Genomic DNA, 22,243 nt, shown 5'->3' with positions numbered 1-22,243 from the left:
TTCTTCAAGGAGAACCTTCTAAACGCACCAAATTCAAAATCAAAATTCAACTCCCTTGTCTGACAAATGGGAGAGCATTTATTTATTCAAAAATTAAAAGCCTAATTATGAACACATATAAAAATCATTTTCTTTTATGCACACTTGCCTTATTTGTTTTAGTCTCGTGCGGGGATAAGTCTAAAAAGAATTCAAACAATATAAAAACAGTTCCCGTTTATAAAGTAACCTTAAAAGATACAATCGTTTCAAGTAAATTTGTTGCCGACGTTCATGCCAAAAACAATGTCGAAATTCACGTAAGAATTCCCGGTTTACTGGACAAAGTCTATGTTAGCGAAGGACAAAAAGTAAAAAAAGGTCAAATACTTTTCAAGATCAGCGATGTCGAACTTCAGATTCAGCTCTTAAAAGCAGAAGCCGTTTTTAAAAGCGCCAAAGCCGACTTACGAATCGCAAGTGTCGAACTGGAACAGGCTCAGACACTTTTCAATAAAAAAGTAATTGCAGATAAAGAATTAGAATTATCTAAAGCAAAATATGAAGCCGCTTCTGCGAAAGTGGCCCACGCTGTCGCAGAAAAAAAAGCAATCAACCAGCAAATTAGTTTTACCACAATCCGCGCACCGTTTGCCGGAACCGTTGACCGAATTCCGTTTAAGGAAGGAAGTTTAATAGAAAACGGTTCGCTGCTTACCACAGTTTCCCAACTGGATGACGTTTATGCGTATTTCTCCATTCCCGAAAATACTTATTTCCAGATGATGGAAGACAAAAGCCTTAACAACCAAGGCGATATAAAACTCGTTCTGCCAAACGGATTGGTTTATGATAAAAAAGGAGAACTGCGAACTGCCGATGGAGAAATTAACAGGGAAACAGGTTCTATTCAATACAAAGCTAAATTTCATAACCCGCAGGGATTTATCAAACACGGAACTTCGGGAAAACTAATTATTTCCCAGCCTAAAACAGCTGCGATTCTAATTCCGCAAAAAGCTGTTTTTTCCATTCAGGACAAACAATATGTATTTCTGGTACAAAAAGATGGAGTTGTTAAAATGACCAATGTTACCATTGGCAGTACTCTCGATGATGTTTACATTCTAAACGACGGTCTAAAAAGCAATGACCTGATTGTTCAGGAAGGAACCCAGTCATTAAGAGACGGCGATAAAATCAACATTAAACAAATGTAGGTTTAAGCCGTTAACAAAAATCCAATTATTTACCTAAAATATACAAAATGATAGAGTTATTTATCAAAAGAAAAATATTGTCATTAATCATCTCGGTTATGATAGTACTTTTGGGATTACTGGCTTTGTTCCAGCTTCCTATTACCCAGTTTCCAGATATTGTACCACCTTCTGTAACGGTTACAGCAAAATATACGGGAGCCAATGCAGAGGTTTCTGCCAATGCCGTCGCGCTTCCCCTGGAAAGAGCCATTAATGGTGTTCCCGGAATGACGTATATGTCTACAGTAACTTCAAATGACGGTTTAACCTTGATTCAGGTTTTCTTTGAAGTCGGTACAGATCCCGATCTGGCAGCCGTAAACGTACAAAACAGGGTGACCACCATTTTGGATGAACTTCCCGAAGAAGTAATTCGTGCCGGAGTTACGACCGAAAAAGAGGTCAACAGTATGCTGATGTATCTGAATATTACCAGTATAGACAAAACTCAGGATGAGCAGTTTATCTTTAACTTTACGGACATTAATATCCTTCAGGAATTAAAACGTATTGATGGTGTCGGTCGAGCCGAAATCATGGGTCAGAAAGAATACTCGATGCGTGTCTGGCTGGATCCGCAAAAGATGCTTTCTTATACCATTTCGGCCAATGAAGTGATTGCTTCCCTGCAAAAACAAAACATTTCTGCAGCACCCGGAAAAGTCGGTGAAGGTTCCGGACAGCTTGACAATCAGCTTCAATATGTAATTAAATACGGAGGAAAATTCTTCGAACCCAAACAATATGAAGAGATTCCGTTACGTGCAAACGCCGACGGAACAATCCTGCGATTAAAAGACATTGCCAACATCGAATTTGGTGCCATGAGTTACGGAATGGTTTCTAAAACCGACGGGAAACCATCGGCATCCATCATGCTGAAACAACGTCCGGGCTCTAACGCTTCTGAAGTAATTGCAAGCGTAAAAGAAAAAATGGCTGAATTGAAAGGCTCTTCTTTTCCGCCGGGAATGGATTTTAATATTGCTTACGACGTGTCCCGTTTCCTTGATGCTTCTATTCATGAAGTTATCAGAACTTTAATTGAGGCCTTTTTATTAGTCGCATTCGTTGTTTTCATTTTCCTGCAGGACTGGAGATCAACATTAATTCCCGTACTGGCCGTTCCCGTAGCACTTATTGGTTCGTTTACTTTTATGTCGATGATGGGATTCTCAATCAATTTATTAACACTTTTTGCTTTAGTACTTTCTATCGGAATTGTAGTCGATAATGCAATTGTAGTCGTCGAAGCCGTTCACGTAAAAATCTCCGAAGAACACATGGCGCCTTTAGAAGCTACCATAAGCGCTATGAAAGAAATAACCGGTGCTGTTATCGCAATTACTATTGTTATGGCTGCGGTATTTATTCCGGTTGCTTTTTTAAGTGGTCCCGTCGGTGTTTTCTATCGACAATTTTCGCTGACAATGGCAATTAGTATTGTCATTTCCGGAATCAATGCCCTTACACTTACTCCTGCCCTTTGTGCCATTATGCTGAAACCACACGATCCTGACAAGGAGAAAAAATCAGTACTGGATCGCTTTTTTGCGAGATTCAATAATTGGTTTGATAATGTGACTTCAAAATACATCAGAGTATTAATAAAGTTTGCAGACAGAACTTCCATTACGGTTGGTTTGCTGGTTCTTTTCTGCATTTTAACGTGGGGAACAAGCAAGTTCCTGCCTTCCGGATTTATTCCTTCAGAAGATCAGGGAATGGTTTATGTGAGTATCACTACGCCACAGGGTGCCACTGTAGAACGTACCGAAAAAGCGCTGGACGAAGTAACCCGAATTGCAAAAGGAATTAAAGGTGTAGACAATGTAACAACACTTGCAGGTTACAGTATTGTTACCGAAATCGCCGGAGCTTCTTACGGAATGGGGATGATCAACCTTAAAGACTGGAGTGAGCGTGATATCTCTGTAACAGAATTTATTGCACAGCTAACCGAAAAAACAAAAGGAATTAGTGACGCACAAATCGAGATTTTCGCTCCGCCAACGGTTCCCGGCTTTGGTAATACCAGTGGTTTTGAACTTCGATTACTGGATAAATCAGGAGGAAGTATTACCAATACAGATGAAGTGACAAAAAACTTCATTAAAGAATTGAATGCCTCGCCTGAAATTCAAAACTCTTTTACCAGTTTTGATGCCACTTTTCCGCAATATTTAATTCATATCGATTATGATCTGGCTGCGAAAAAAGGAATTTCTGTAGACAATGCAATGGCAACTTTACAGACCATGTTGGGTTCGTTTTATGCAACCAATTTTATTCGTTTTTCCCAAATGTATAAAGTGATGGTTCAGGCGAGTCCGCAGTTTCGTAAAAATCCGGAAAGCATTTTGGACATGTACCTGAAAAATGATGCCGGTGAAATGGTTCCTTTTTCCACATTTATAAAATTAGAAAGAGTTTACGGTCCCGAAGTTCTTACGCGTTACAATATGTACATGTCGGCAATGATTAACGGTGAACCTGCAGAAGGTTTTAGTTCTGGAGAAGCAATTGCGGCAGTAGAAAAAATCGCAGCAGAAAAACTGCCAAGCCGTTTTGAACTGGAATGGTCCGGTATGACACGCGAAGAGATTTTGTCCGGAAACCAGACTATCTACATATTTGCATTATGTATACTATTTGTATACTTATTACTGGCTGCACAGTACGAAAGTTTACTGCTTCCGTTTCCGGTATTATTGAGTCTTCCTGTCGGAGTTTTTGGCTCGTATCTGGCACTTTTAGCCGTCGGACTCGACAATAATATTTATGCGCAGGTGGCACTCGTCATGCTGATTGGTCTGCTCGCCAAAAATGCAATTTTGATTGTGGAGTTTGCAATGGCGCAGCACAAAATCGGGAGGGATATTACAGAGGCCGCTATAGAAGGGGCAAGACTTCGTTTCAGGCCAATTTTGATGACTTCTTTTGCTTTTATTTCAGGATTAATTCCGCTTTGTATTGCTAGTGGTGCCGGTGCTGTAGGGAACCGTTCCATTGGTACGGCAGCCGCAGGAGGTATGTTAATTGGAACTGTGTTTGGTCTTGTGATTATTCCGGGACTTTACATCTTATTTGCCAAACTGGAAAAAAGAATGAATAAATCTTAGTGTAGTTTTCAAACACATAGAATATAGAATTTTGAAAGTGTTACGGCGTTTCATCTGTTCAAATAAACCGAATTATAAGTTAGAAACTTTGTCAAAGTTTAAAACTTTGATAAAGTAAAAATCGAGTTTAGACAAAGTATGTTTTAGGACTTTTCCTTCTGACACTTTTTAAAGTAAAAATCTATGTTGTATGTGTTTAATAAAAACTTAAAAACGAAGATTGAATAAATAAATCTAATAATGAAAAATATACTTAATCAATATAAAACAACTGCATTAGTGATAACCTGCGTTCTCACTTTTGCCGCTTGTTCTGCACCTAAAATCAGCGATAAGTTAAGCGCTGCCAAATTACCGGAGAATTTTGATGTCAAAACAAAAAAATCTGTGGATAGTCTGACAGCCTTTATTCCGCTCAAGACGGAAACCTTTTTTAAAGATCCAAAATTGGAACAAATATTAAAAAAGGCGATTACCCAAAATCCTGATTATTTAATGATGCAGGAACGAATCTTAATTGCCAATTCACATTTAAAAGTGGCAAAACTAGCCCTTCTTCCCTCTTTAGATCTTGTGGCAGATGCTTCCGGAACACATTACGGGAAATACACCATGGACGGAGTTGGTAATTATGATACCAATTTTTCGCAAAATATTAGCGAAAGACAACGTATAAATGAAGATGTAACTCCTAACCTGTTTCTGGGTGGAAAAGTTTCCTGGGAAGCCGACATTTGGGGAAAATTAAGCAATCGAAAAAAGGCGGCACAGCAACGTTTTTTTGCTTCTCAGCAAGGAATGCGATTGTTGCAGACCAGACTTCTAGGAGACGTCGCCGATTTGTATTTTAAACTGATTGCCCTGGACAAACAGGCGGCGATTTACGACGACAACCTCAAAACACAGGAACGCGCACTGGACATCGTTTCGGCACAAAGATCTGTGGGAAAAGCTACAGAATTGGCTGTGCAGCAGTTTAATGCCCAAAACAATAATATTCATGCCGAAACTTCAGAATTAAAATTAAGCATAGATCAGACAGAAAAAGCTTTATTGACATTGTTAGGAGAATATGGCGGAAAAATCGAAAGAAGCAACGACTTTTTAGCCGGACATTTAGACGTTTTAAATCAAAAAATAAGCGTTGATTCTATTATTCATAAAAGACCTGATGTTTCTGAGGCTTATTTTGAATTGATGGCCAGCAACGCTGACGCAAAAGCAGCGCGTGCAGCATTTTTTCCAACTTTAAATCTAGGAGGATATGCCGGTTTTAACTCCTTTTCTTTCAATACTTTCTTTGATGCCGGTTCTTTTGCCTGGCAGATTCTCGGCGGACTAACAGCGCCTGTTTTGAACAAAGGTCAGATTAAGCAGGAAATGTACGTGTCAAACCGAAGACAGGAAATTTCTTTTCTTCAGTATCAAAATTCAATTACCACTGCATTTAACGAACTAAGTGCTCTGTTGCATAGAAATGAAGCGTATCAGGATGTTCTGAAATACAAATTAAAAGAAATTGACCATCTCGAAATTGCCGTCAATGTCTCTAATGATTTGTACTTAAGCGGTTACGCTAATTATTTGGAAATCATTAATGCGCAGAAAAATAAATTACAGGCAGAACTTGATTTTGTGGACATTCAGTTGCGAAATGCCAATTCGCAGGTACTGCTTTACAAAGCTTTAGGCGGAGGAGTTAATTAGTTTATATATTGGTCAAAAATGGTTTCTGTTTATAATAGCTCATCGCAGAGGTCATTTTATATCCCATTTCTGTTTAGAAATGGGATTTTTTTTTGAATTCGAGTATCTTTATTCAAAATTTCAAAATATAGCAGCATGAATATTTCAGATATTCTTCATCATATCCACCCTCTTCCTGAGCAGTCGCAACTTGCTTTACAGGAAAATATTACCGAAATAGCATTTACTAAAGGTCATATATTGCTAAAAGCCAATAAAGTAGAACCGAATATTTATTTTATAAAACATGGATTGGTTCGCGCTTATGTGCAACGCGATAATGAAGTTACCTTCTGGTTCGGAAAAGAAGGCGAAACTATTATTTCGATGAAAAGTTATGTGGAGGAAAAGCCCGGATATGAATCAATAGAACTCTTGGAAGACTGTGAGTTGTACGAATTAAAAACAGAAAACCTTAAGAAACTTTTTAATGAAGATGTTCACATTGCAAATTGGGGAAGAAAATTTGCCGAAAAAGAACTGATTAAAACGGAGGAAAGACTGATTTCTAAACAGTTTCAAAATGCATCAGAACGATATAAGGATTTAATGAAGGATCACCCTGAATTGCTGCGGAGAGTTCAATTGGGACATATTGCATCTTATCTCGGAATTACACAGGTAAGCCTCAGCAGAATTAGGGCGGAGTTCAAATAATTTCATTTTTTATCATTTGTTAAATTTTAAATGAAAGCGATATAGGAAATTTGCACCACTAAAAATATAGTATATGAACTGGATTATTTTAATCATTGGAGGACTATTTGAAGTAGCCTTCGCTTCTTGTCTCGGAAAAGCAAAAGAAACTACGGGAACCGAAATGTATTACTGGTATATCGGATTTGTCGTTTCCTTAACTATAAGTATGCTTTTATTAATGAAAGCTACAGAAACCCTGCCGTTAGGAACGGCATATGCTGTATGGACAGGCATTGGAGCGGTAGGAACGGTTTTGGTTGGTATTTTCATCTTTAAAGAACCGGCAGCTTTTTGGAGATTGTTTTTCCTCGTAACTTTAGTTGGATCAATAGTAGGTTTAAAAGCAGTATCGCATTAAATTTAAAGAAAAAATTCTTGAAAAGGCGGATCATTTTTAAAAATGATCCGCCTTTTCTTTTAACAAATTCTTACATGTTTTAAAAAAAAGAATAAATAACCATGTTAAAAAACTTAAATTTTAACAGACATAAAATACTGTAAACATGGTAATTATGTAAAATTTAACAGAAAATTTAGTAAGAAGTAAAAGTTATAAATTTCTATTTTTGAAAACGTCTGATCTTACAAACCACAAATACCTACATTTTAAAGCATCAGATATTTCTAAAATCATAGCTCCAACGATTAATAGGAAACAGATGAAAAAAATCTTATCCGGCACATTATTTCTAATTGCCATCTCAGCCTACTGCCAGGGCGGCGGTCCGCCACCACCTGGATTACCAGATCCGCCTCAATTTTCAATAGATCATTCAGTGCCTCTTTTACTTATAGCTGCTGTTCTTTTTGGATTATTTGTTATTAAAAAAAGGACTTACTAGAACCGTATTTTTTATTCTTCCAAAAAATGACAACATGAAAAAAACTACCATTTCAATTTTCCTTCTTCTCCTTTCTATTAAGGGTTTTTGTCAAATGTATGTAGGAGCTGCTACACCCGTTTATGTAAAAAATCAGGTTTTATATGTAGGACAGAACATAAATCTGTCTGCCAATGCCAATATCTATCTGCGTAACCTTTCGCAGCTGGTACAGGGAACTACGGGAACTTCTACCAATTCGGGAACAGGTACGATATCTGTTTATCAGGAAGGTACATCGGATAATTTTGAATATAATTACTGGTGTTCACCGGTCGGACTTAATACGGCTTCTTCTGTCAATAATAATTTTGGCATTACACTTCTAAACCGCCCTCTTACAGCAACGAATTCTACTCCGGCCACCATTCTGGGAATGTCTAGTTATGACGGAACCTCAAATCCTTTAGCCATTGCACCGTATTGGATCTATAAATTAACCAATGCCAATAACTATTCACAATGGACACAGGTTGGGTCTGCGAGTACAATAGCACCGGGAGAAGGATTTACAATGAAAGGTACAAGCGGATCTGATTCAACAGATCCCGAAGCGAGCGGAGTGGCAAACAATCCCGGCGGTACGGGAGCGCAGCGTTACGATTTTAGAGGTAAACCAAATGATGGAAATATCACGATCTCCGTTGGAGCATCATTAGCTGCAACACTTACCGGAAATCCGTATCCTTCTGCTTTGCATTTGAATGCATTTTTACTGGATCCCACTAATACGGCCTGCAATGGAAATGCTTATTTCTGGGAACAGGATAAAACAACAAATTCCCATTTGCTTAGTGCGTACAGAGGCGGATATGGAACTTATTCTCCTGGAAGTTTAGCCTCAAACGGTTTATATGTACCTCCTACTTTTGCCAGTTACAAACAAGATGGTACAGTAAATACAACAGGTTCTGTTTCGGGGACTGCTATGGAACGTAAATATGTTCCTATTGGTCAGGGTTTCTTAATTAACGGAACAGCAAATGGCACGGTCACATTTAAAAATTCACATCGTGTATATTATAAGGAAGGCAGTGGCTTTTCTCAATTTGGAAAACCTGCCAAAACCACTACAACTCAGAAAAGTGAATCGGCAGTGGCCGAAGAAGTTCTTGAAATTCCACACATTAAAATCAATACTATTATAAACAATCAGTTTACCAGACAATTGGCGCTTGCCTTTCTCCCTGAAGCGACTGATGGTGTTGACAGAGGAATTGATGCGGCAAATATGGATAGTTTGCCAAACGATATCGCATTTTGGCTGGAACAATCCAATTATGTAATACAAGGAATTAATTTTGACAATACTAAAAAAATTCCGCTAATTGCTAAAGCCACTGAAACTACTACTCTCAAAATTTCAGTTCCTATAATAGTCAATTTTGATCCGACGCAGAACATTTATATTTTCGATCAGCTGGATTCTTCCTATCATGATATAAAAAATGGCAGTTATGAGGTAACCCTTAGTCCCGGAGTCTACACCGATCGTTTTAAAATTACTTTTACCAGTCAGACTCTTGGTGTGGGTGAAGAAACAAAAAACAGCTTCTATGTTCTTCAGGACAATAAAAATCAATATCTAAAAGCTTTTAATCCTGATTTGAAAAACCTGAAATCTTTTAAATTGTATGATATTCTGGGCAGAGCAGTTTTGTCTAAAGACCATTTAGCAACAGAACAAAATTATAATTTCTCTACTTCAGGTTTAAGCGATGGTGTTTATATCGCCACCTTTGTGACTTTTGAAAATGAAAAAATCGCTCAGAAAATCATTATATCTCATTAACAAGAATAAAATAAAATCTACCAAATTAACTAACATCAAAATTATGATCAATATGTTTACTCTCAAAAAATATAATTCTTGTTTCGCTCTGTTATTTTTCTTTGTAACATTTTTAGCAGAGGCACAGATCGGAATCGGTACAACAACTCCAAATGCGAGTTCTGTATTAGATGTAACTTCTACAACTCAGGGTATGCTGACACCGAGAATGACTACGGTTCAGAGAAATGCAATCGCCACTCCGGCTGATGGATTAATAGTTTATGATACAGATTTAAAAGGTTTTTACTACTATTCTACAGGAACATCTACATGGATTGCACTTGTCAATAGCGGTACAGGCCGTTTAAATTTTAAAAGAATAAGAAGTACCGATAATCTGGCTGTTGTTCTGGCAGCAGAATTAGCGGCGGGTGGTGGCGCAAAATATGTATTAAATAGTAATACTTTGTATGAAATCAATGGAATGATAGATTTAAATTTTCCAATTGATTTAAACAATGCTTACATTCAGGGACTTGATCCAAATGAAGATATGATTTCCAGAGCAAATGGAAATATTTTTGAAGGTGCAAATGGTGGAGGTATTAGAAGTGTAACACTCCGGGCAATAGGCGGAAGTGTCTTCAATCTAAATGGTGCCGCAACGCAAAACCTTATTTTCAGGGATTCTATTGTATTTGGCTCGAATAGTGTAGGTACCATATCTGGATTTGGCTTAGTGTTTCTAAGTATCATTCAGTATGCAGGTAACTCAAATGGTATAACGTATAATAATATTACCCAATTACTTCTAAGTAATTGTGGATGGTTTAGCACTAACTCAGGTACGTACGAAAAATTTACCGGAAATTTTACTTTAATAGAAAAACAGGGTGGATTTAGTCAGGTTGACGGCTCTGCAATTGGTTTTGATGTTTCTACAATTGGTACCATCAACGGAGATGCGGTATTGGAATCTGTTGTATTTACCGGAACAAATACTGCCGGTTATGTCAAAGGCTATGCCTCAACAAACACATATCCGGGTTACAACTTTAGCAACAGCTGGAACGTGAGATCTGCAGGTATCCCGACAGAAAGTGATGCCAGTGCGGTTGGTGATTTTGCGATGGATTATAACGTAGGATTTGGTCTTGGAGTGACTTTTAATAATTCAAATCCCAGTGATATTGTGAAAATTGGCCTGACAGGAGCACCTAATACAGTCTACTCTAACCTTTTTCGCTTTTATACCGATTCTCCAAACAGATTACGATATGCCGGAAAAAAGAAAAGAATATTTCAGATTACGGGATCCATTTCTTTTCAGGTTAATGCTGCCGGAACATATATAATTTTCATATCCAAAAATGGAACTCCATTAAGCCAGTACAAAATATATGGTAGAGGTCAGGTAAATGGTGACATTATAGTTTTGCCTCTAAATGCCACTACAGAAATGGTTACAAATGATTTTATTGAAATATCTGCGCAAAGATTCAGTGGTTCCACTGGTACAACTGGAAATATAGTCGTTCCAAATATGGTAGTTACCATTAAATAATTTTTTATTGCAAAATACACAAATGAAAAAGCTCAATTCTATTGCGAATTGAGCTTTTTTTATGATGTATATTATTTTATAAATCTTACCTAATTCATTTCTGAATTAGCTACATTGGCAACAGCGTATCATCAATGTCACATGGAAAGTAAATAGTTATATCAGTTCCTGAACCCGGGTTTCCTTCTGCTTCAATATCTCCTCCAACAGCCTGCATGATTTTTTTGCACAATGCCAATCCAATTCCAGAACCGGTATATTGTTCCTGCGTGTGCAGCCTTGTGAAAACTTTAAAAATAGATTCTGCAAATTGTTGTTCGAAACCAATTCCGTTGTCAGAAAATCGAATCCAGTAACAATACACTTTGTATTTATGTTTTATTAAAACAGGTTCCTGAGATGCCGTTATTTTTATCTTAGGCGTTCTTTCAGGAGAGGCATACTTTAATGAATTTTGCAGAATATTGATAAAAAGCTGTCTCATTAAAAAACCAATTGCATGCACTTCAGGAAGATCTTCATGTTGAATTATAGCGCTTCTTTCTTCAATAAGTTCCTTCATCTCCTTTATTGTAGCCCCTAAAATTTTATTAAGATCTACTTTTTGAAGTTTGTCACGCGTGTTTTTTATTCTGGTATATTTTAAAATATCTTCCAGTAATCCGCTCATTCTGTTGGCAGACTTAGATACACGATGCAAAGACTGCGAAATAGATTCTATGGAAAGTCCGTCAATCTCAGATAGCATTTTTGAGGTGATCAGCTGAATTTTACGCAGTGGCTCCTGCAAATCATGCGTACTGATCCAGTTGATGTTTTCTAACTCCGAATTGGTTTCTCTTAAAACCTCACTCTGGTTACGATATTTTTCTTCCTCCTCACTTAACATAATCAAAATTAACTGATTATGTAAGGTATGTGCATATTGTACAGCCGCATTCGTTTCATATTTTCTCCATCGGCTGCTTTTATGTTTTACGATTTGTTTCCAAATATTAAAAGAATTTCTTGGATGCAAGCCGTTTTCGTCTTTTACAATGGCTTTTGCAGGATCTCCGCCCCAATGAATTTCTGAAACCGTCTCTGGCCTGTACCAGATTATATGAGCATTATTGCCTAACGAATGGTAAATTAATCCTGCAAAATCAGGGCTTTGTTCCAATTCGGGAAATTCGACACTAATGTTGTTTGTGGTATAAATTTCCTCTGTAGTTTTGTTATTTATAAGCTCTAAAAGAAGTTCAATTTGTGCATCTGATGGGGTTAGTCCGCTCTTATAGAATTTGCCTCTTGCTACAATTGCAACACCTGAAGCATTACAAAGTTCCAGCAATTGTGGCGAATTAGCGATAGATTCCAATGATTTTTCGCCAATTGGCAAATCCAAAGCCAGTAATTGATCCAGTGCTAAATTTGTTTTTTGCGCTGTCAGATTTTCATCATAAGCCTGCCTTACATCGATTTGCGACGTAATAAACTGTCCCTGAAGCTTAGCAGCAAGCCTTATTTGCGGCGAAATATTCTTCTCAGAATAATGATGACAAGCAATTAAACCCCACAATTTATCATGATGGATCAATGAAATGGTCAGTGTTGCGCCAACTCCAATATTTTTTAAATATTCAACGTGAATAGGCGATGTACTTCTCAGAATCGAAAGACTTAAATCCAGGTTTTTACCAGGCTGGTCGTCTACCGTATAAATGGGAACCGGTTTATAATTTATATCTACAATCAGTCTTAGCTGATTTCTGATATATAATTCTCTGGCTTGCGCCGGAATGTCGGTATGCGGATAATGCAATCCCAGAAAAGGTTCTATTCTTTCATCACGATCTTCAGCGAAAACTTCTCCGTTATATTGCTCATCAAAACGATAAATCATCACACGATCGTAACCGGTGATTTCACGTGTCCCCTTTGCTACAAGTGCGCATAAATCCTTAAGCGACTTCGTTTTATTCATTTGGTTAACAAACTGAATAGTCTGTTTGTAAGCATCTGCGAGTTTTTCCCGGTCAGGAAAAAGCAGTTCGCCTTCCAGAATATAATTTTGGGCGCTTTTATGGATATTGATTTGAAATAATTTATCAAGAAGCTTAATTTCCAGCGGAAAAGCATCTTTAACTTCGTCTCCCTGAATATATTGCGTAATACTACTTTCGGCCTCAGCACCAAAAACGGCACTAAAATCTTTTCCTAAAACCTGAGCATGAGTCAGATTAAAAAAGGTAGAAATATTCTCTGTACAATAATCAATTTTCCAGTCTGGCCTTATACCCAGTAAAAAGCCGTGCGGCTGAATTTCACCTGGTATGTGTATGGCTTCATTTTCACAATTCTCTAATGTAACACGATCACGGTTAACTATATCCTTAAACTTCATTCTACTACTGACCTCCAAAATGATTATATATGCTGTCAAATGCAAATACAGCTCCCGCTATAATTTCGTCACCACAGCCTTCTTCTTGTTCATATTCTGACACAAAGTTTAGGAAAGATTTCCAGAAACTTCCTGTTTTATCACCGTAACCATTAAAATAAGAAACACCCTGATCGCCGGCAAGCTCAGGAGATTTAGAAACATTCTTCAATATAAATCTTCCGCCCAATGTTGATCCTTCAACAACATATATAATTCCTAAAGCAAAGGGAACAGAAATGGGTGACTTTTTAAAAACTTTTACCGTATTATTTTTACTATAATTTAGAAAAGAAAGGTCATTCTCTATAAGATGTTTCTTTCTTCTTTGTTGTATATCGTCAATCAGATCTGTAAATAACGGATAGATATTTTCTTCAACATCGTTGTGAACGTCGTGCATTAAACTAAGATAATGGGTATAATCTTCTATTTTCATGTCCGGAGACATAATTGACATTGATAGTGGAAGCTGTTCTAATTTCGTGTGAGAATCAGACGTTTGTGTTTTTAAATCGGTAAGAAAACTAGTTACTATAGTAGAAGTGGCATTTAAACTCATTGTTGTATTCAGGCTTTTTAATGAGAGTTAATTTTCAACTTCTCATACACAAATTTATAAAAAAAAATCTATCATAAAATTAATATATTTTCTTTAACAAATGCCAGACAGCAATTAAATTTTCAGTAATTAAAATGATCCCACTTTTACGGTATTTTTTCATGACTTTAGAAAAGTTTTATCTGCGTTAATTTTCAATTAAACAGATTTCAAAAACGGTTTGTTTATTTTCATTTTTACAGGAAATATATCCGCCCTGGGCTTCTATAATATTTTTAGATAAAGTAAGTCCAATTCCTGCACCTTCTGTTCGCGTAGTAAAAAACGGAAGGAAAATTTTATCCTCTATCTCCTTCTCTACTCCTTTGCCATTGTCTGTAATTTTAATAAAAATACGGTTATCGCCGGCTTCCGCAGAAATGCTAATTTGCTTATCAAACGTATTTTCAAGTGCGTATATTGAATTTGTCAAAATATTAATCAGCACTTGCTCTGTTTGTTGCATGTCCACATTTACTTCGTAGCGATGAGCAATGGCAGTAGTAACCTTGATATTTTCTTTTCGAAAAATCGGATTCATAATCCGAAGGGAATTCTCAACCAGAAAAAGCAAATCTGTTTTTTCTTTCTTTGGCGAAGGCAGCATGGCGAGTTTTCTGTACCCTTCAACAAACTTCTGCAAGTGGTCGCTTCTTCTTAGCATCGTTTGCACGCTATTTTTTATGTCTTCCAGATCTTCCGGAGAAAGTGAATCCTGTTCTGTCAAGTCTTCCATATTTTGACAAATAGATCTGATAGGTGTAATCGAATTAAGGAGCTCGTGCGAAATCACTTTCATCAGGTTTATCCAGGCATCTTTTTCCTTTTTTTCTACCACGTTCTGAATCGAATCCAGTAAAACAATAAAATACTTCTGACCGAAAATTTCGCTTCTGGAAGCCTGTAAAACAAAGGTTTGCTTGCTTTGCTCGTTTATACTAATCTCAATAGCAGTTTTAACTTCCTGAAAATTATCTTCCTCAATAATTTCGCATAATAAAGGCAGCTGATTTTTAAGGTATTTCCATTTTGAAACTTTCGGCACATTAAAGTGATTCGAAAAATAATCATTCATTAAAAATATATTCCATTCTGATTCCTGCTTTTGCAAAATAATAACACCCGACTCAATATTATTCAGAATAGAACGATAGACAATATCTTTGGTAACCTGTTCATTTTGTTTGTTTTTTAATGTCTCATACAAAATAAAAAGGTCGTTGTACGTGGTATTAAAGTTATGATTCGAAAAATCGGAACTAAAGTCATTTTGCAGAATAGAAGAAATCGTTTTATTGTAAATCAGAACCAGATTCCGGACATAGAAATACATTTCTCTTCCCAACAGAAAAACCATGCAAAAACCAAATATACCGGTAAAAAACAACCCAATTCTAAAAAAGCAAATCGAAAATTCTATGGCTAAAACAATCAAAACCAATCTTAGAAATAACAATTTATAGGTTTGTAAAGTCCTGAACATATTAATTAATATTGATATTAAACTTTTCTAAACGTCGGTACAATGCACCTCTTGACAAGCCCAGTTCTTCTGCCGTTTTACTAATATTATTGTTATTTTTGAGAATTGCCTTTTCTACAGCAGCTTTTTCTACAGAAGAAAGCTGAATATCTTCATTATTTTCCTCGTACGGTGTCACCGTTTCCAAATCCAGATCTGCAACCGTGATGATGCTGTTCTCACACAAAATAACGGCACGTTCGATTTTATTTTCCATTTCGCGAATGTTTCCGTTCCAGGCGTGTTTTTCAATTTGTTCTATTACCTTTTGATCAAAAGTAATTTCGTTCCTTCCGTATTTTTCAGTCATTTTTTCCAAAAGATAACGAGCAAGCGGAATCTTGTCTTCTTTTCTTTCCCTTAACGGAGGCAAAGTAATTTCCATCGTATTTATGCGATAATACAAGTCTTCACGGAAGCTTTTATCGGCCACTTCTAATTTTAGATTTAAATTAGTCGCCGTAATAATTCGGACATTTACAGGTCTTGGTTTTGTTTCTCCTAATCTGGTAACGGTTTTAGTCTGAATAACCTGAAGCAATTTAGATTGCAGATGAAGTGGGACATTCCCTATTTCGTCCAAAAAAATCGTCCCGTTTTGTGCCATTTCGAATCTTCCGGGCATGTCTGATTTTGCATCTGTAAATGCACCTTTTGCGTAACCAAATAATTCACTTTCAAAAATATTCGAATTTAAGGATCCCAAATCAACCGCTATAAATGGTCCGTTTTTGCGTTCTGACTGGGAATAAATATAATGCGCCAGAACATATTTTCCGGTTCCGTTTTCGCCGAGAATCAACACATTTGCATCGGTTTTGGCCACTTTATCTGCAAGTGCATAAGCTTTTTTTATACTTTCTGAACTTCCGGTGAAAAAATCATTTTCAACTTCGATATCTTTATTTTTCTTTTGCTCTTTTCGTGCTTTATCAACCGCTTGTTTAACGGATTCCAGCAGTTTTTTATTCTCCCATGGTTTTAATATATAATCAAAAGCACCTAATTTTAAACCTTCAACAGCAGTTTCTACCTTGCCAAAAGCCGTCATAAGGATCACAACCGTTTTTGGCGAAAGCGTTTTAATTTCTTTCAACACATACAAACCTTCCCTTCCATCTTCAAAACCAATTCGGTAATTCATATCTAACAAAACCACGTCAATGGTGTTTTTTGAAATCAGTTCGACAATATTTTTCGGATTATTGAGCGTATAAATGTTCTCAAAATACTTTTTAAGGTACACTTTAGAGGCAAAAAGTATGTCTTCTTGATCGTCGATGATTAAAATTGAAGCACTCGTCTTTTTCATTATTGTTCGGTTTTGGACAAAAGGTGTCCATTAATGGACAGTTGGCATTTTTATTTATAAATAAAACATTCAGAATAAAGCAGTTACAGCATTTAATTTATTGGCACGAAAATCACATTTAAGCTTATAAATCAGTAGTAATTAAAGCCTTTCAGAAGTACAAATAACAAAATAAATAGCGATAAATTGCAAGTAATTTATCTTAATTTTCAGAATTGTTTTTTTTGCTTCCGAAAGATTAAAAATTTAAAAGAAATCAATCCAATCAAAAAACGTTAATTATGATTATCATTAAAAAACTTTCAAAAGTATTTAGAACAGAGGAATTAGAAACCAGGGCTTTAAGTGAAATTTCGCTGACCATTAATCAGGGCGATTTTGTTTCGATCATGGGACCTTCAGGAAGCGGGAAATCGACTTTATTAAATATCGTGGGACTTCTGGACAGCGCTTCAGACGGAAGTTACCGGCTTCTCGATCAGGAAATGGTCGGTTTAAAAGAAAAGCAAAAATCAAAAGCCAGAAAAGAAAACATCGGTTTTATTTTTCAAAATTTCAATCTAATTGATGAATTATCAGTTTTTGATAATATCGAATTACCGCTCATTTACAATAATGTGCCATCTTCAGAAATAAAGAAAAAAGTAGAAGAAATTGCTTCTATACTCAATATTTCGCATCGATTAAGGCATTTTCCGCAGCAGCTTTCAGGCGGACAACAACAACGTGTGGCAGTCGCAAGAGCTTTAATCAATAGTCCGAAAATTATTCTTGCCGACGAACCAACAGGAAATCTGGACAGTAAAAATGGCAACGAAGTCATGGAACTTTTAACAGATCTTCATGCCGGAGGAGCCACAATTTTAATGGTAACGCATTCGGATTATGATGCTTCCTTTTCGCAGAAAACTATTTTAATGAAAGACGGAATGATTCTTTCGGAAAAATTGAATCATAGAAATGTAGATGTTTTAGTAACTTCAAATAATTAAGATTATGCTGAAAAACTGGACCAACATTTTTGTGTATCATATCAAAAACAATAAATTATTTACTGCGCTCAATATTTTAGGTTTGAGTATTGGGATCGCTGGTTTGATTTTTGCCATTTTATATTGGAACGATGAACATTCTTACGATCAGTGGAATCCCAATAAAGAAACTGTTTTTCTGGTCGCCAATCAAATGGACCCGACAACTTATTGGGCATCGAGTTCTGCTCCTATCGGATCTGCCATAAAGGAACTTTCTCCAAAAGTAGAATCATTTTGTTATTTAAATGGCAATTATGATAGTGAAATAATTCATTATAAAAACAAAAAAGTACAATCTGACAAAGTGATTGTAGCGCAAAAAAATTTCTTCGATTATTTTCCGTATCAATTTACAGAAGGAAGTGCAAAAACCGGTTTGCCGGATAGCAATAGCATCTGTTTATCTGAAGATTTGGCTCAGCAGATTTTTGGAAGTAAAAGTGCCTATGGGAAAAAAATAACACTGCAAAATCAGATTCTTGTTGTTCGCGGCGTGTATAAACTTGACAAAAAATCGGTATTTAACCCTTCATGTGTAGTCAATTTCATGGATATTCGGCTAAAAAACAGTATTCAGCAATGGGGAAATTTTCAATTTATTCTTCTATTAAAATTAAAAAATCCTGACGATGCCAAATCAGTTACAGCAAGTCTTACTAAGATTTATTACGATAATATGACAGCGCCACGTGCCAAATCGCAAGGAATGAATCCGGAAGAATTTATTCAGAAATTTGGTGAGGTAAAACCTCATTTAGAACCACTATCTATGGTTCGCCTGCATACAAAAACGGGAGGACTGATAGAATCTAACGGCAATTACCAACTTATACTGATCCTGATGGGTTTATCTGCATTAATCTTAATTTTATCTATTGTAAACTATGTAAATTCAGCAACTGCAAATGCAGTAAAAAGAGCTAAGGAAATTGGGGTACGAAAAATTATAGGAGCATCAAAAGCCAATATCGTCCAGCAGTTTATTTTTGAAACCGCAATTATTACTTTAATTTCTATTTTGACAGCACTTGTTATTGTAGAACTTTCGCTTCCTTATTATAATGTTTTCTTAGAAAAAGCACTCATATTACAAAGCAGCCAGTTTTATCTTCAGCTTATTATGATATTTATTGTAACTGTGATTACCGCAGGAATATTTCCGGCAATCTATGTGGCCAATTTTGAAGTTTTGAAAGTATTGAGAGGGAGTTTTACCAGAAGTAAAAACGGCATCTGGCTGCGAAACGGAATGTTGATTTTTCAGTTTTCTGTGGCTTCTTTTTTCATAATTGGTTCTTACATCACTCATCAACAGATTGATTTTATGAATTCTAAAGATGTAGGATTTAATGGAAACCAGATTATCAATATTTCGTACCGCAATATATACGGTGAAAATATCACATCTAAAGAGCAGATGAAAAAGTATGATGCTATAAAAAATGAATTGCTGCGTATAAAAGGAGTTAAAAAGGCAGCCGGAGGTGGTTTTGTGATGGGAAATGGAGCGAAATCAGTTATCTCTTATCATCATAAAGATATAAACATTGACGGCAATAATATTCCCGTGGATTTTGGATTATTGGAAATGATGCAAATAAAGCTGTTAAAAGGGCGTTTTCTAAGTCCCGAATACGCTCAGGACACTATTAACTCCATGCTTATAAATGAAACTGCTTTAAAGTTGCTAAATGAAAAAGATCCGATTGGCAAAAAGATAAACTGGGACGGAAAAGAAGCGATTATTGTAGGCGTGATCAAAGATTTTAATATCGGAAATCCCGGAGAAGCTATTCCCCCTATGTCTGTCTTTCATTTTAAATCGGTTCCCTGGTTTAGTAATCTGCTGAACAATATTTATGTCACCGCAGATCCTGAAACCATGCAACAAACAATTTCCGATATCGAAAGCATTTGGTCAAAGAAAGCAGATTCCGAATACCCTTTTGTTTATGATTTTGTAGATAAGGAATATAAAAGATCATATCATACGTATGTAAAACAAAAAAATCTTTTTTCTTTATTAAATATCATTGTAATTGCAATTGCACTAATGGGACTATTTGCACTGGCATCCTACTCGATCGAAAGACGTATGAAGGAAATTGCGGTGAGAAAAACACTTGGTGCAGACACGAATGTATTACTCAAAGAATTGTGCAAACAATATATTGTGTTTAGTGTAACAGGATTTTTAATCGCTTTATTCCCGACTTATTATTTACTGGATAAATGGCTGGAAAATTTTTCGTACCGCATTCATATTTCTATTTATCCATTTGCAGCGGGCTTTGTTATTTTATTGACTTTAACCTTATTAATTGTACTTTCAAGAGCTTATAGCGCAACAAAAGTTGACGTTCTAAAATATTTAAAATACGAGTAAATAGTATTATATTCTTAAAGCTGTGCAAGATTAAATGCTGCACAGCTTTTTTTCTGTTAAAATGAATGCTTCTTTAAAATTTTGTGCGCACTGTCGGATGCAATAATTAATCCGCCGCTCATCATGATGATATCTTTTAAAACCAGACGTCCTGCGACAGAAAGATAGGGAAATCCAAATTCAGGTGTTGGAAAATCTCCGCCCAGATCAGGCACGTAAACTTCGGGAGTTGTAATTAGAAAAGATAAAGTAACCAATGCCATTCCGAAAGTTAAAAGTCCGCCCCAGAGACCAATTTTAGGAAACCAAATTCCCAAAAGAACCAGCAAACCAATAGAAACAATAACAGTTCCTAAACCGTAAGCAAAAATATAGGTTCTGTTTGCCTCGTGCCATTCCATGTTTTTTTGTACTGTCTTGCCTTCCAGATTTTTGTGTAACGTATAAGCCGCTACTTCTTTACCCTTCTCATTTATGACTTTTTTATTGGCGTCTTTATAAAAGAAACTCATAAACGGACTATTGGCAACCAACGGAACAATTCCGTCTGCTTCATATTTAAAGGCTTTTAATCCGCCGATCCAGACCATTACGATGAATATGGCAATTCTTAAAAAGTGAATGAAATAATTTTGTCCGTTCGCTATAAATCTTATCATTTTTTCCATTTTGATTGTGTTTTAAAGTACACAACAAAATTACTTTACCACTATCGATATAAAAATGGATTTAAAGGAGTTTTCATGGACTATTTTGCCACGATAGAAATGCCGACTTCTTTTCTATATTCTTTTGGTGACACTCCGACGCTTTTCTTAAAATAACGGCTGAAATAAAATTCATCCTCAAAATTAAGATTGTCTGCAATTTCCCTTATTGGCTTAAAAGTGAGATGCAGAAGTTTTTTTGCTTCTAAAACAATACGTTCCTGAATAAGCTGTGATGGCGATTTCCCGAAATGTTTTTTGATTCTTTTACTGAATGTATTGACACTCAGATTGTATTTTGAAGCGTAAAATGCTACTTCTTTTGCTTCCAGAAAATGGGTCTCCAGTAATTGCTGAAATCTCAAAATATCTGCATTTCCTATTGATTCAAGGACCTCCGGAGACATTTTTACTTGTTTCTCTTTACTGCTTAAAGCGAGAATAACCTGCAAATAAGATTTTAAGATCGAATTGTCGTAATCCAGTTCAGAATCTTCCACTTTTTTCATCCTTTGCATAATGCTGGTTATTTCTTCGTAAATAAAATCAGAAACAGTTACAAAAGGCTCATTGTAAATATCGTTGAACAATATACCGTTACAGGCGACTTCTTTTTTATGGTACTCAATACAGTAAAAATCGCCGTGAAAATTCAGAACATTAATAAAAGAAGCTGTAGAATCGTGCCATTTCAATAATTGATATGGCGTTAAGAAAACCAGACTTTTTCCTTTGCAATCGTAATGGACTAGATCTATCGAAAAGGAAGCTTCTCCGTCGAACATCAAAATGTAATAATACGGTTCATTTATTTCCTTTGACAGAAAAGAAGATTGTTCTATTTCGATTTTCATTTCACGAAAGTAAAAAATTGTTTTTATAAAGAGCTTTTCAGTAAAAAACAAGTCCCAATAACCATGACACATTTAAGCCAAAAGCTACGTTACCAATCCATTACAAAAAAAATATTTTACATTAACTGTGATTTTTAATTACATTTTTTTGTATCTTAGGAAATTCAATCCCCTAACTATCAACCTTAACTAATTACAAAAATGGAAAAAATCTCAAACAGATCTTTACTTCTGCTTTCGCTTGGACTCTTTGTTATAGCTAGTTCTATAATTGTTCCTCATTTAGTGATCATATCGGATTTATCACGAGGTTTTATTGTCGGAACCGGAATTGGTCTGCTGCTACTGGCTCACAGCTCCAAATAAATTACATTT

General features: G+C 36.0%; 17 protein-coding genes. 11 read left to right on the top strand and 6 right to left on the bottom strand.

What is annotated here, in order from left to right:
* The first annotated feature begins 107 nt into the window (after positions 1-107).
* The 8 genes from ABEB31_RS13405 (at position 108) to ABEB31_RS13370 (ending at position 11,027) form a co-directional block, all read left to right on the top strand.
* Positions 108-1,199: an efflux RND transporter periplasmic adaptor subunit gene (locus tag ABEB31_RS13405; RefSeq protein WP_347052130.1), complete on the top strand. Its 1,092-nt coding sequence runs from the start codon at positions 108-110 to the stop codon at positions 1,197-1,199.
* 47 nt (positions 1,200-1,246) lie between these two features.
* Positions 1,247-4,363: an efflux RND transporter permease subunit gene (locus ABEB31_RS13400; RefSeq protein WP_347052129.1), complete on the top strand. Its 3,117-nt coding sequence runs from the start codon at positions 1,247-1,249 to the stop codon at positions 4,361-4,363.
* A 240-nt stretch (positions 4,364-4,603) separates the two neighbouring features.
* Positions 4,604-6,070, top strand: coding sequence for a TolC family protein (locus ABEB31_RS13395; protein ID WP_347052128.1), 1,467 nt, complete (start codon positions 4,604-4,606; stop codon positions 6,068-6,070).
* A gap of 135 nt (positions 6,071-6,205) precedes the next feature.
* Complete coding sequence (locus ABEB31_RS13390; RefSeq protein WP_347052127.1) at positions 6,206-6,766, top strand: Crp/Fnr family transcriptional regulator; 561 nt, start codon at positions 6,206-6,208, stop codon at positions 6,764-6,766.
* Between the two features lie 73 nt (positions 6,767-6,839).
* Positions 6,840-7,166, top strand: coding sequence for a DMT family transporter (locus ABEB31_RS13385; RefSeq protein WP_347052126.1), 327 nt, complete (start codon positions 6,840-6,842; stop codon positions 7,164-7,166).
* Positions 7,167-7,467: 301 nt separating this feature from the next.
* Positions 7,468-7,650: a hypothetical protein gene (locus tag ABEB31_RS13380; RefSeq protein ID WP_347052125.1), complete on the top strand. Its 183-nt coding sequence runs from the start codon at positions 7,468-7,470 to the stop codon at positions 7,648-7,650.
* 34 nt (positions 7,651-7,684) lie between these two features.
* Entirely contained in the window at positions 7,685-9,481 is a 1,797-nt protein-coding gene (locus tag ABEB31_RS13375) for a T9SS type A sorting domain-containing protein (protein ID WP_347052124.1), read from the top strand.
* Between the two features lie 52 nt (positions 9,482-9,533).
* On the top strand, positions 9,534-11,027 hold the full coding sequence (locus ABEB31_RS13370) for a hypothetical protein (protein WP_347052123.1): 1,494 nt from the start codon (positions 9,534-9,536) through the stop codon (positions 11,025-11,027).
* Positions 11,028-11,136: 109 nt separating this feature from the next.
* Here ABEB31_RS13370 and ABEB31_RS13365 read toward each other — a convergent pair whose 3' ends face one another.
* The 4 genes from ABEB31_RS13365 to ABEB31_RS13350 form a co-directional block, all read right to left on the bottom strand.
* The gene (locus ABEB31_RS13365; protein WP_347052122.1) at positions 11,137-13,413 is read right to left on the bottom strand and encodes an ATP-binding protein; all 2,277 of its coding nucleotides are present in this window, start codon (positions 13,411-13,413) and stop codon (positions 11,137-11,139) included.
* Between the two features lie 4 nt (positions 13,414-13,417).
* Entirely contained in the window at positions 13,418-14,014 is a 597-nt protein-coding gene (locus tag ABEB31_RS13360; protein ID WP_347052121.1) for a biliverdin-producing heme oxygenase, read from the bottom strand.
* 187 nt (positions 14,015-14,201) lie between these two features.
* Positions 14,202-15,536 (bottom strand): sensor histidine kinase, encoded by a 1,335-nt coding sequence (locus ABEB31_RS13355; protein ID WP_347052120.1) that lies wholly within the window; start codon positions 15,534-15,536, stop codon positions 14,202-14,204.
* Position 15,537: 1 nt separating this feature from the next.
* Positions 15,538-16,887 (bottom strand): sigma-54-dependent transcriptional regulator, encoded by a 1,350-nt coding sequence (locus tag ABEB31_RS13350; protein WP_347052119.1) that lies wholly within the window; start codon positions 16,885-16,887, stop codon positions 15,538-15,540.
* Between the two features lie 281 nt (positions 16,888-17,168).
* Here ABEB31_RS13350 and ABEB31_RS13345 point away from each other — a divergent pair, with 281 nt between their 5' ends.
* Both ABEB31_RS13345 and ABEB31_RS13340 read left to right on the top strand, forming a co-directional pair.
* Positions 17,169-17,879, top strand: a complete 711-nt coding sequence (locus ABEB31_RS13345; RefSeq protein WP_347052118.1) for an ABC transporter ATP-binding protein — start codon at positions 17,169-17,171, stop codon at positions 17,877-17,879.
* A 4-nt stretch (positions 17,880-17,883) separates the two neighbouring features.
* Positions 17,884-20,307 (top strand): ABC transporter permease, encoded by a 2,424-nt coding sequence (locus ABEB31_RS13340; protein WP_347052117.1) that lies wholly within the window; start codon positions 17,884-17,886, stop codon positions 20,305-20,307.
* Between the two features lie 56 nt (positions 20,308-20,363).
* On the opposite strand, the gene ABEB31_RS13335 is transcribed toward ABEB31_RS13340, so the two are convergent.
* Together ABEB31_RS13335 and ABEB31_RS13330 are read right to left on the bottom strand one after the other, a co-directional pair.
* Positions 20,364-20,975: a DUF417 family protein gene (locus ABEB31_RS13335; RefSeq protein WP_347052116.1), complete on the bottom strand. Its 612-nt coding sequence runs from the start codon at positions 20,973-20,975 to the stop codon at positions 20,364-20,366.
* An 80-nt stretch (positions 20,976-21,055) separates the two neighbouring features.
* Positions 21,056-21,868, bottom strand: a complete 813-nt coding sequence (locus tag ABEB31_RS13330; RefSeq protein ID WP_347052115.1) for a helix-turn-helix domain-containing protein — start codon at positions 21,866-21,868, stop codon at positions 21,056-21,058.
* A 201-nt stretch (positions 21,869-22,069) separates the two neighbouring features.
* On the opposite strand from ABEB31_RS13330, the gene ABEB31_RS13325 reads away from it, so the two are divergent.
* Positions 22,070-22,234 (top strand): hypothetical protein, encoded by a 165-nt coding sequence (locus ABEB31_RS13325; RefSeq protein WP_347052114.1) that lies wholly within the window; start codon positions 22,070-22,072, stop codon positions 22,232-22,234.
* Positions 22,235-22,243: the final 9 nt, after the last annotated feature.

The organism is Flavobacterium olei, assembly GCF_039749035.1.
GTDB classification, from domain to species: Bacteria; Bacteroidota; Bacteroidia; order Flavobacteriales; family Flavobacteriaceae; genus Flavobacterium; species Flavobacterium olei.
The sequence above is the reverse complement of the archived record's forward strand: the minus strand, read 5'-3'. Positions and strand labels throughout refer to the sequence as shown.

What these genes read in the sequence shown, in the direction of transcription:
- ABEB31_RS13405 (WP_347052130.1), top strand. Translation starts at nt 108, where the DNA reads ATGAACACATATAAAAATCATTTTCTTTTATGCACACTTGCCTTATTT.
- ABEB31_RS13400 (WP_347052129.1), top strand. Translation starts at nt 1,247, where the DNA reads ATGATAGAGTTATTTATCAAAAGAAAAATATTGTCATTAATCATCTCG.
- ABEB31_RS13395 (WP_347052128.1), top strand. Translation starts at nt 4,604, where the DNA reads ATGAAAAATATACTTAATCAATATAAAACAACTGCATTAGTGATAACC.
- ABEB31_RS13390 (WP_347052127.1), top strand. Translation starts at nt 6,206, where the DNA reads ATGAATATTTCAGATATTCTTCATCATATCCACCCTCTTCCTGAGCAG.
- ABEB31_RS13385 (WP_347052126.1), top strand. Translation starts at nt 6,840, where the DNA reads ATGAACTGGATTATTTTAATCATTGGAGGACTATTTGAAGTAGCCTTC.
- ABEB31_RS13380 (WP_347052125.1), top strand. Translation starts at nt 7,468, where the DNA reads ATGAAAAAAATCTTATCCGGCACATTATTTCTAATTGCCATCTCAGCC.
- ABEB31_RS13375 (WP_347052124.1), top strand. Translation starts at nt 7,685, where the DNA reads ATGAAAAAAACTACCATTTCAATTTTCCTTCTTCTCCTTTCTATTAAG.
- ABEB31_RS13370 (WP_347052123.1), top strand. Translation starts at nt 9,534, where the DNA reads ATGTTTACTCTCAAAAAATATAATTCTTGTTTCGCTCTGTTATTTTTC.
- ABEB31_RS13365 (WP_347052122.1), bottom strand. Translation starts at nt 13,413, where the DNA reads ATGAAGTTTAAGGATATAGTTAACCGTGATCGTGTTACATTAGAGAAT.
- ABEB31_RS13360 (WP_347052121.1), bottom strand. Translation starts at nt 14,014, where the DNA reads ATGAGTTTAAATGCCACTTCTACTATAGTAACTAGTTTTCTTACCGAT.
- ABEB31_RS13355 (WP_347052120.1), bottom strand. Translation starts at nt 15,536, where the DNA reads ATGTTCAGGACTTTACAAACCTATAAATTGTTATTTCTAAGATTGGTT.
- ABEB31_RS13350 (WP_347052119.1), bottom strand. Translation starts at nt 16,887, where the DNA reads ATGAAAAAGACGAGTGCTTCAATTTTAATCATCGACGATCAAGAAGAC.
- ABEB31_RS13345 (WP_347052118.1), top strand. Translation starts at nt 17,169, where the DNA reads ATGATTATCATTAAAAAACTTTCAAAAGTATTTAGAACAGAGGAATTA.
- ABEB31_RS13340 (WP_347052117.1), top strand. Translation starts at nt 17,884, where the DNA reads ATGCTGAAAAACTGGACCAACATTTTTGTGTATCATATCAAAAACAAT.
- ABEB31_RS13335 (WP_347052116.1), bottom strand. Translation starts at nt 20,975, where the DNA reads ATGGAAAAAATGATAAGATTTATAGCGAACGGACAAAATTATTTCATT.
- ABEB31_RS13330 (WP_347052115.1), bottom strand. Translation starts at nt 21,868, where the DNA reads ATGAAAATCGAAATAGAACAATCTTCTTTTCTGTCAAAGGAAATAAAT.
- ABEB31_RS13325 (WP_347052114.1), top strand. Translation starts at nt 22,070, where the DNA reads ATGGAAAAAATCTCAAACAGATCTTTACTTCTGCTTTCGCTTGGACTC.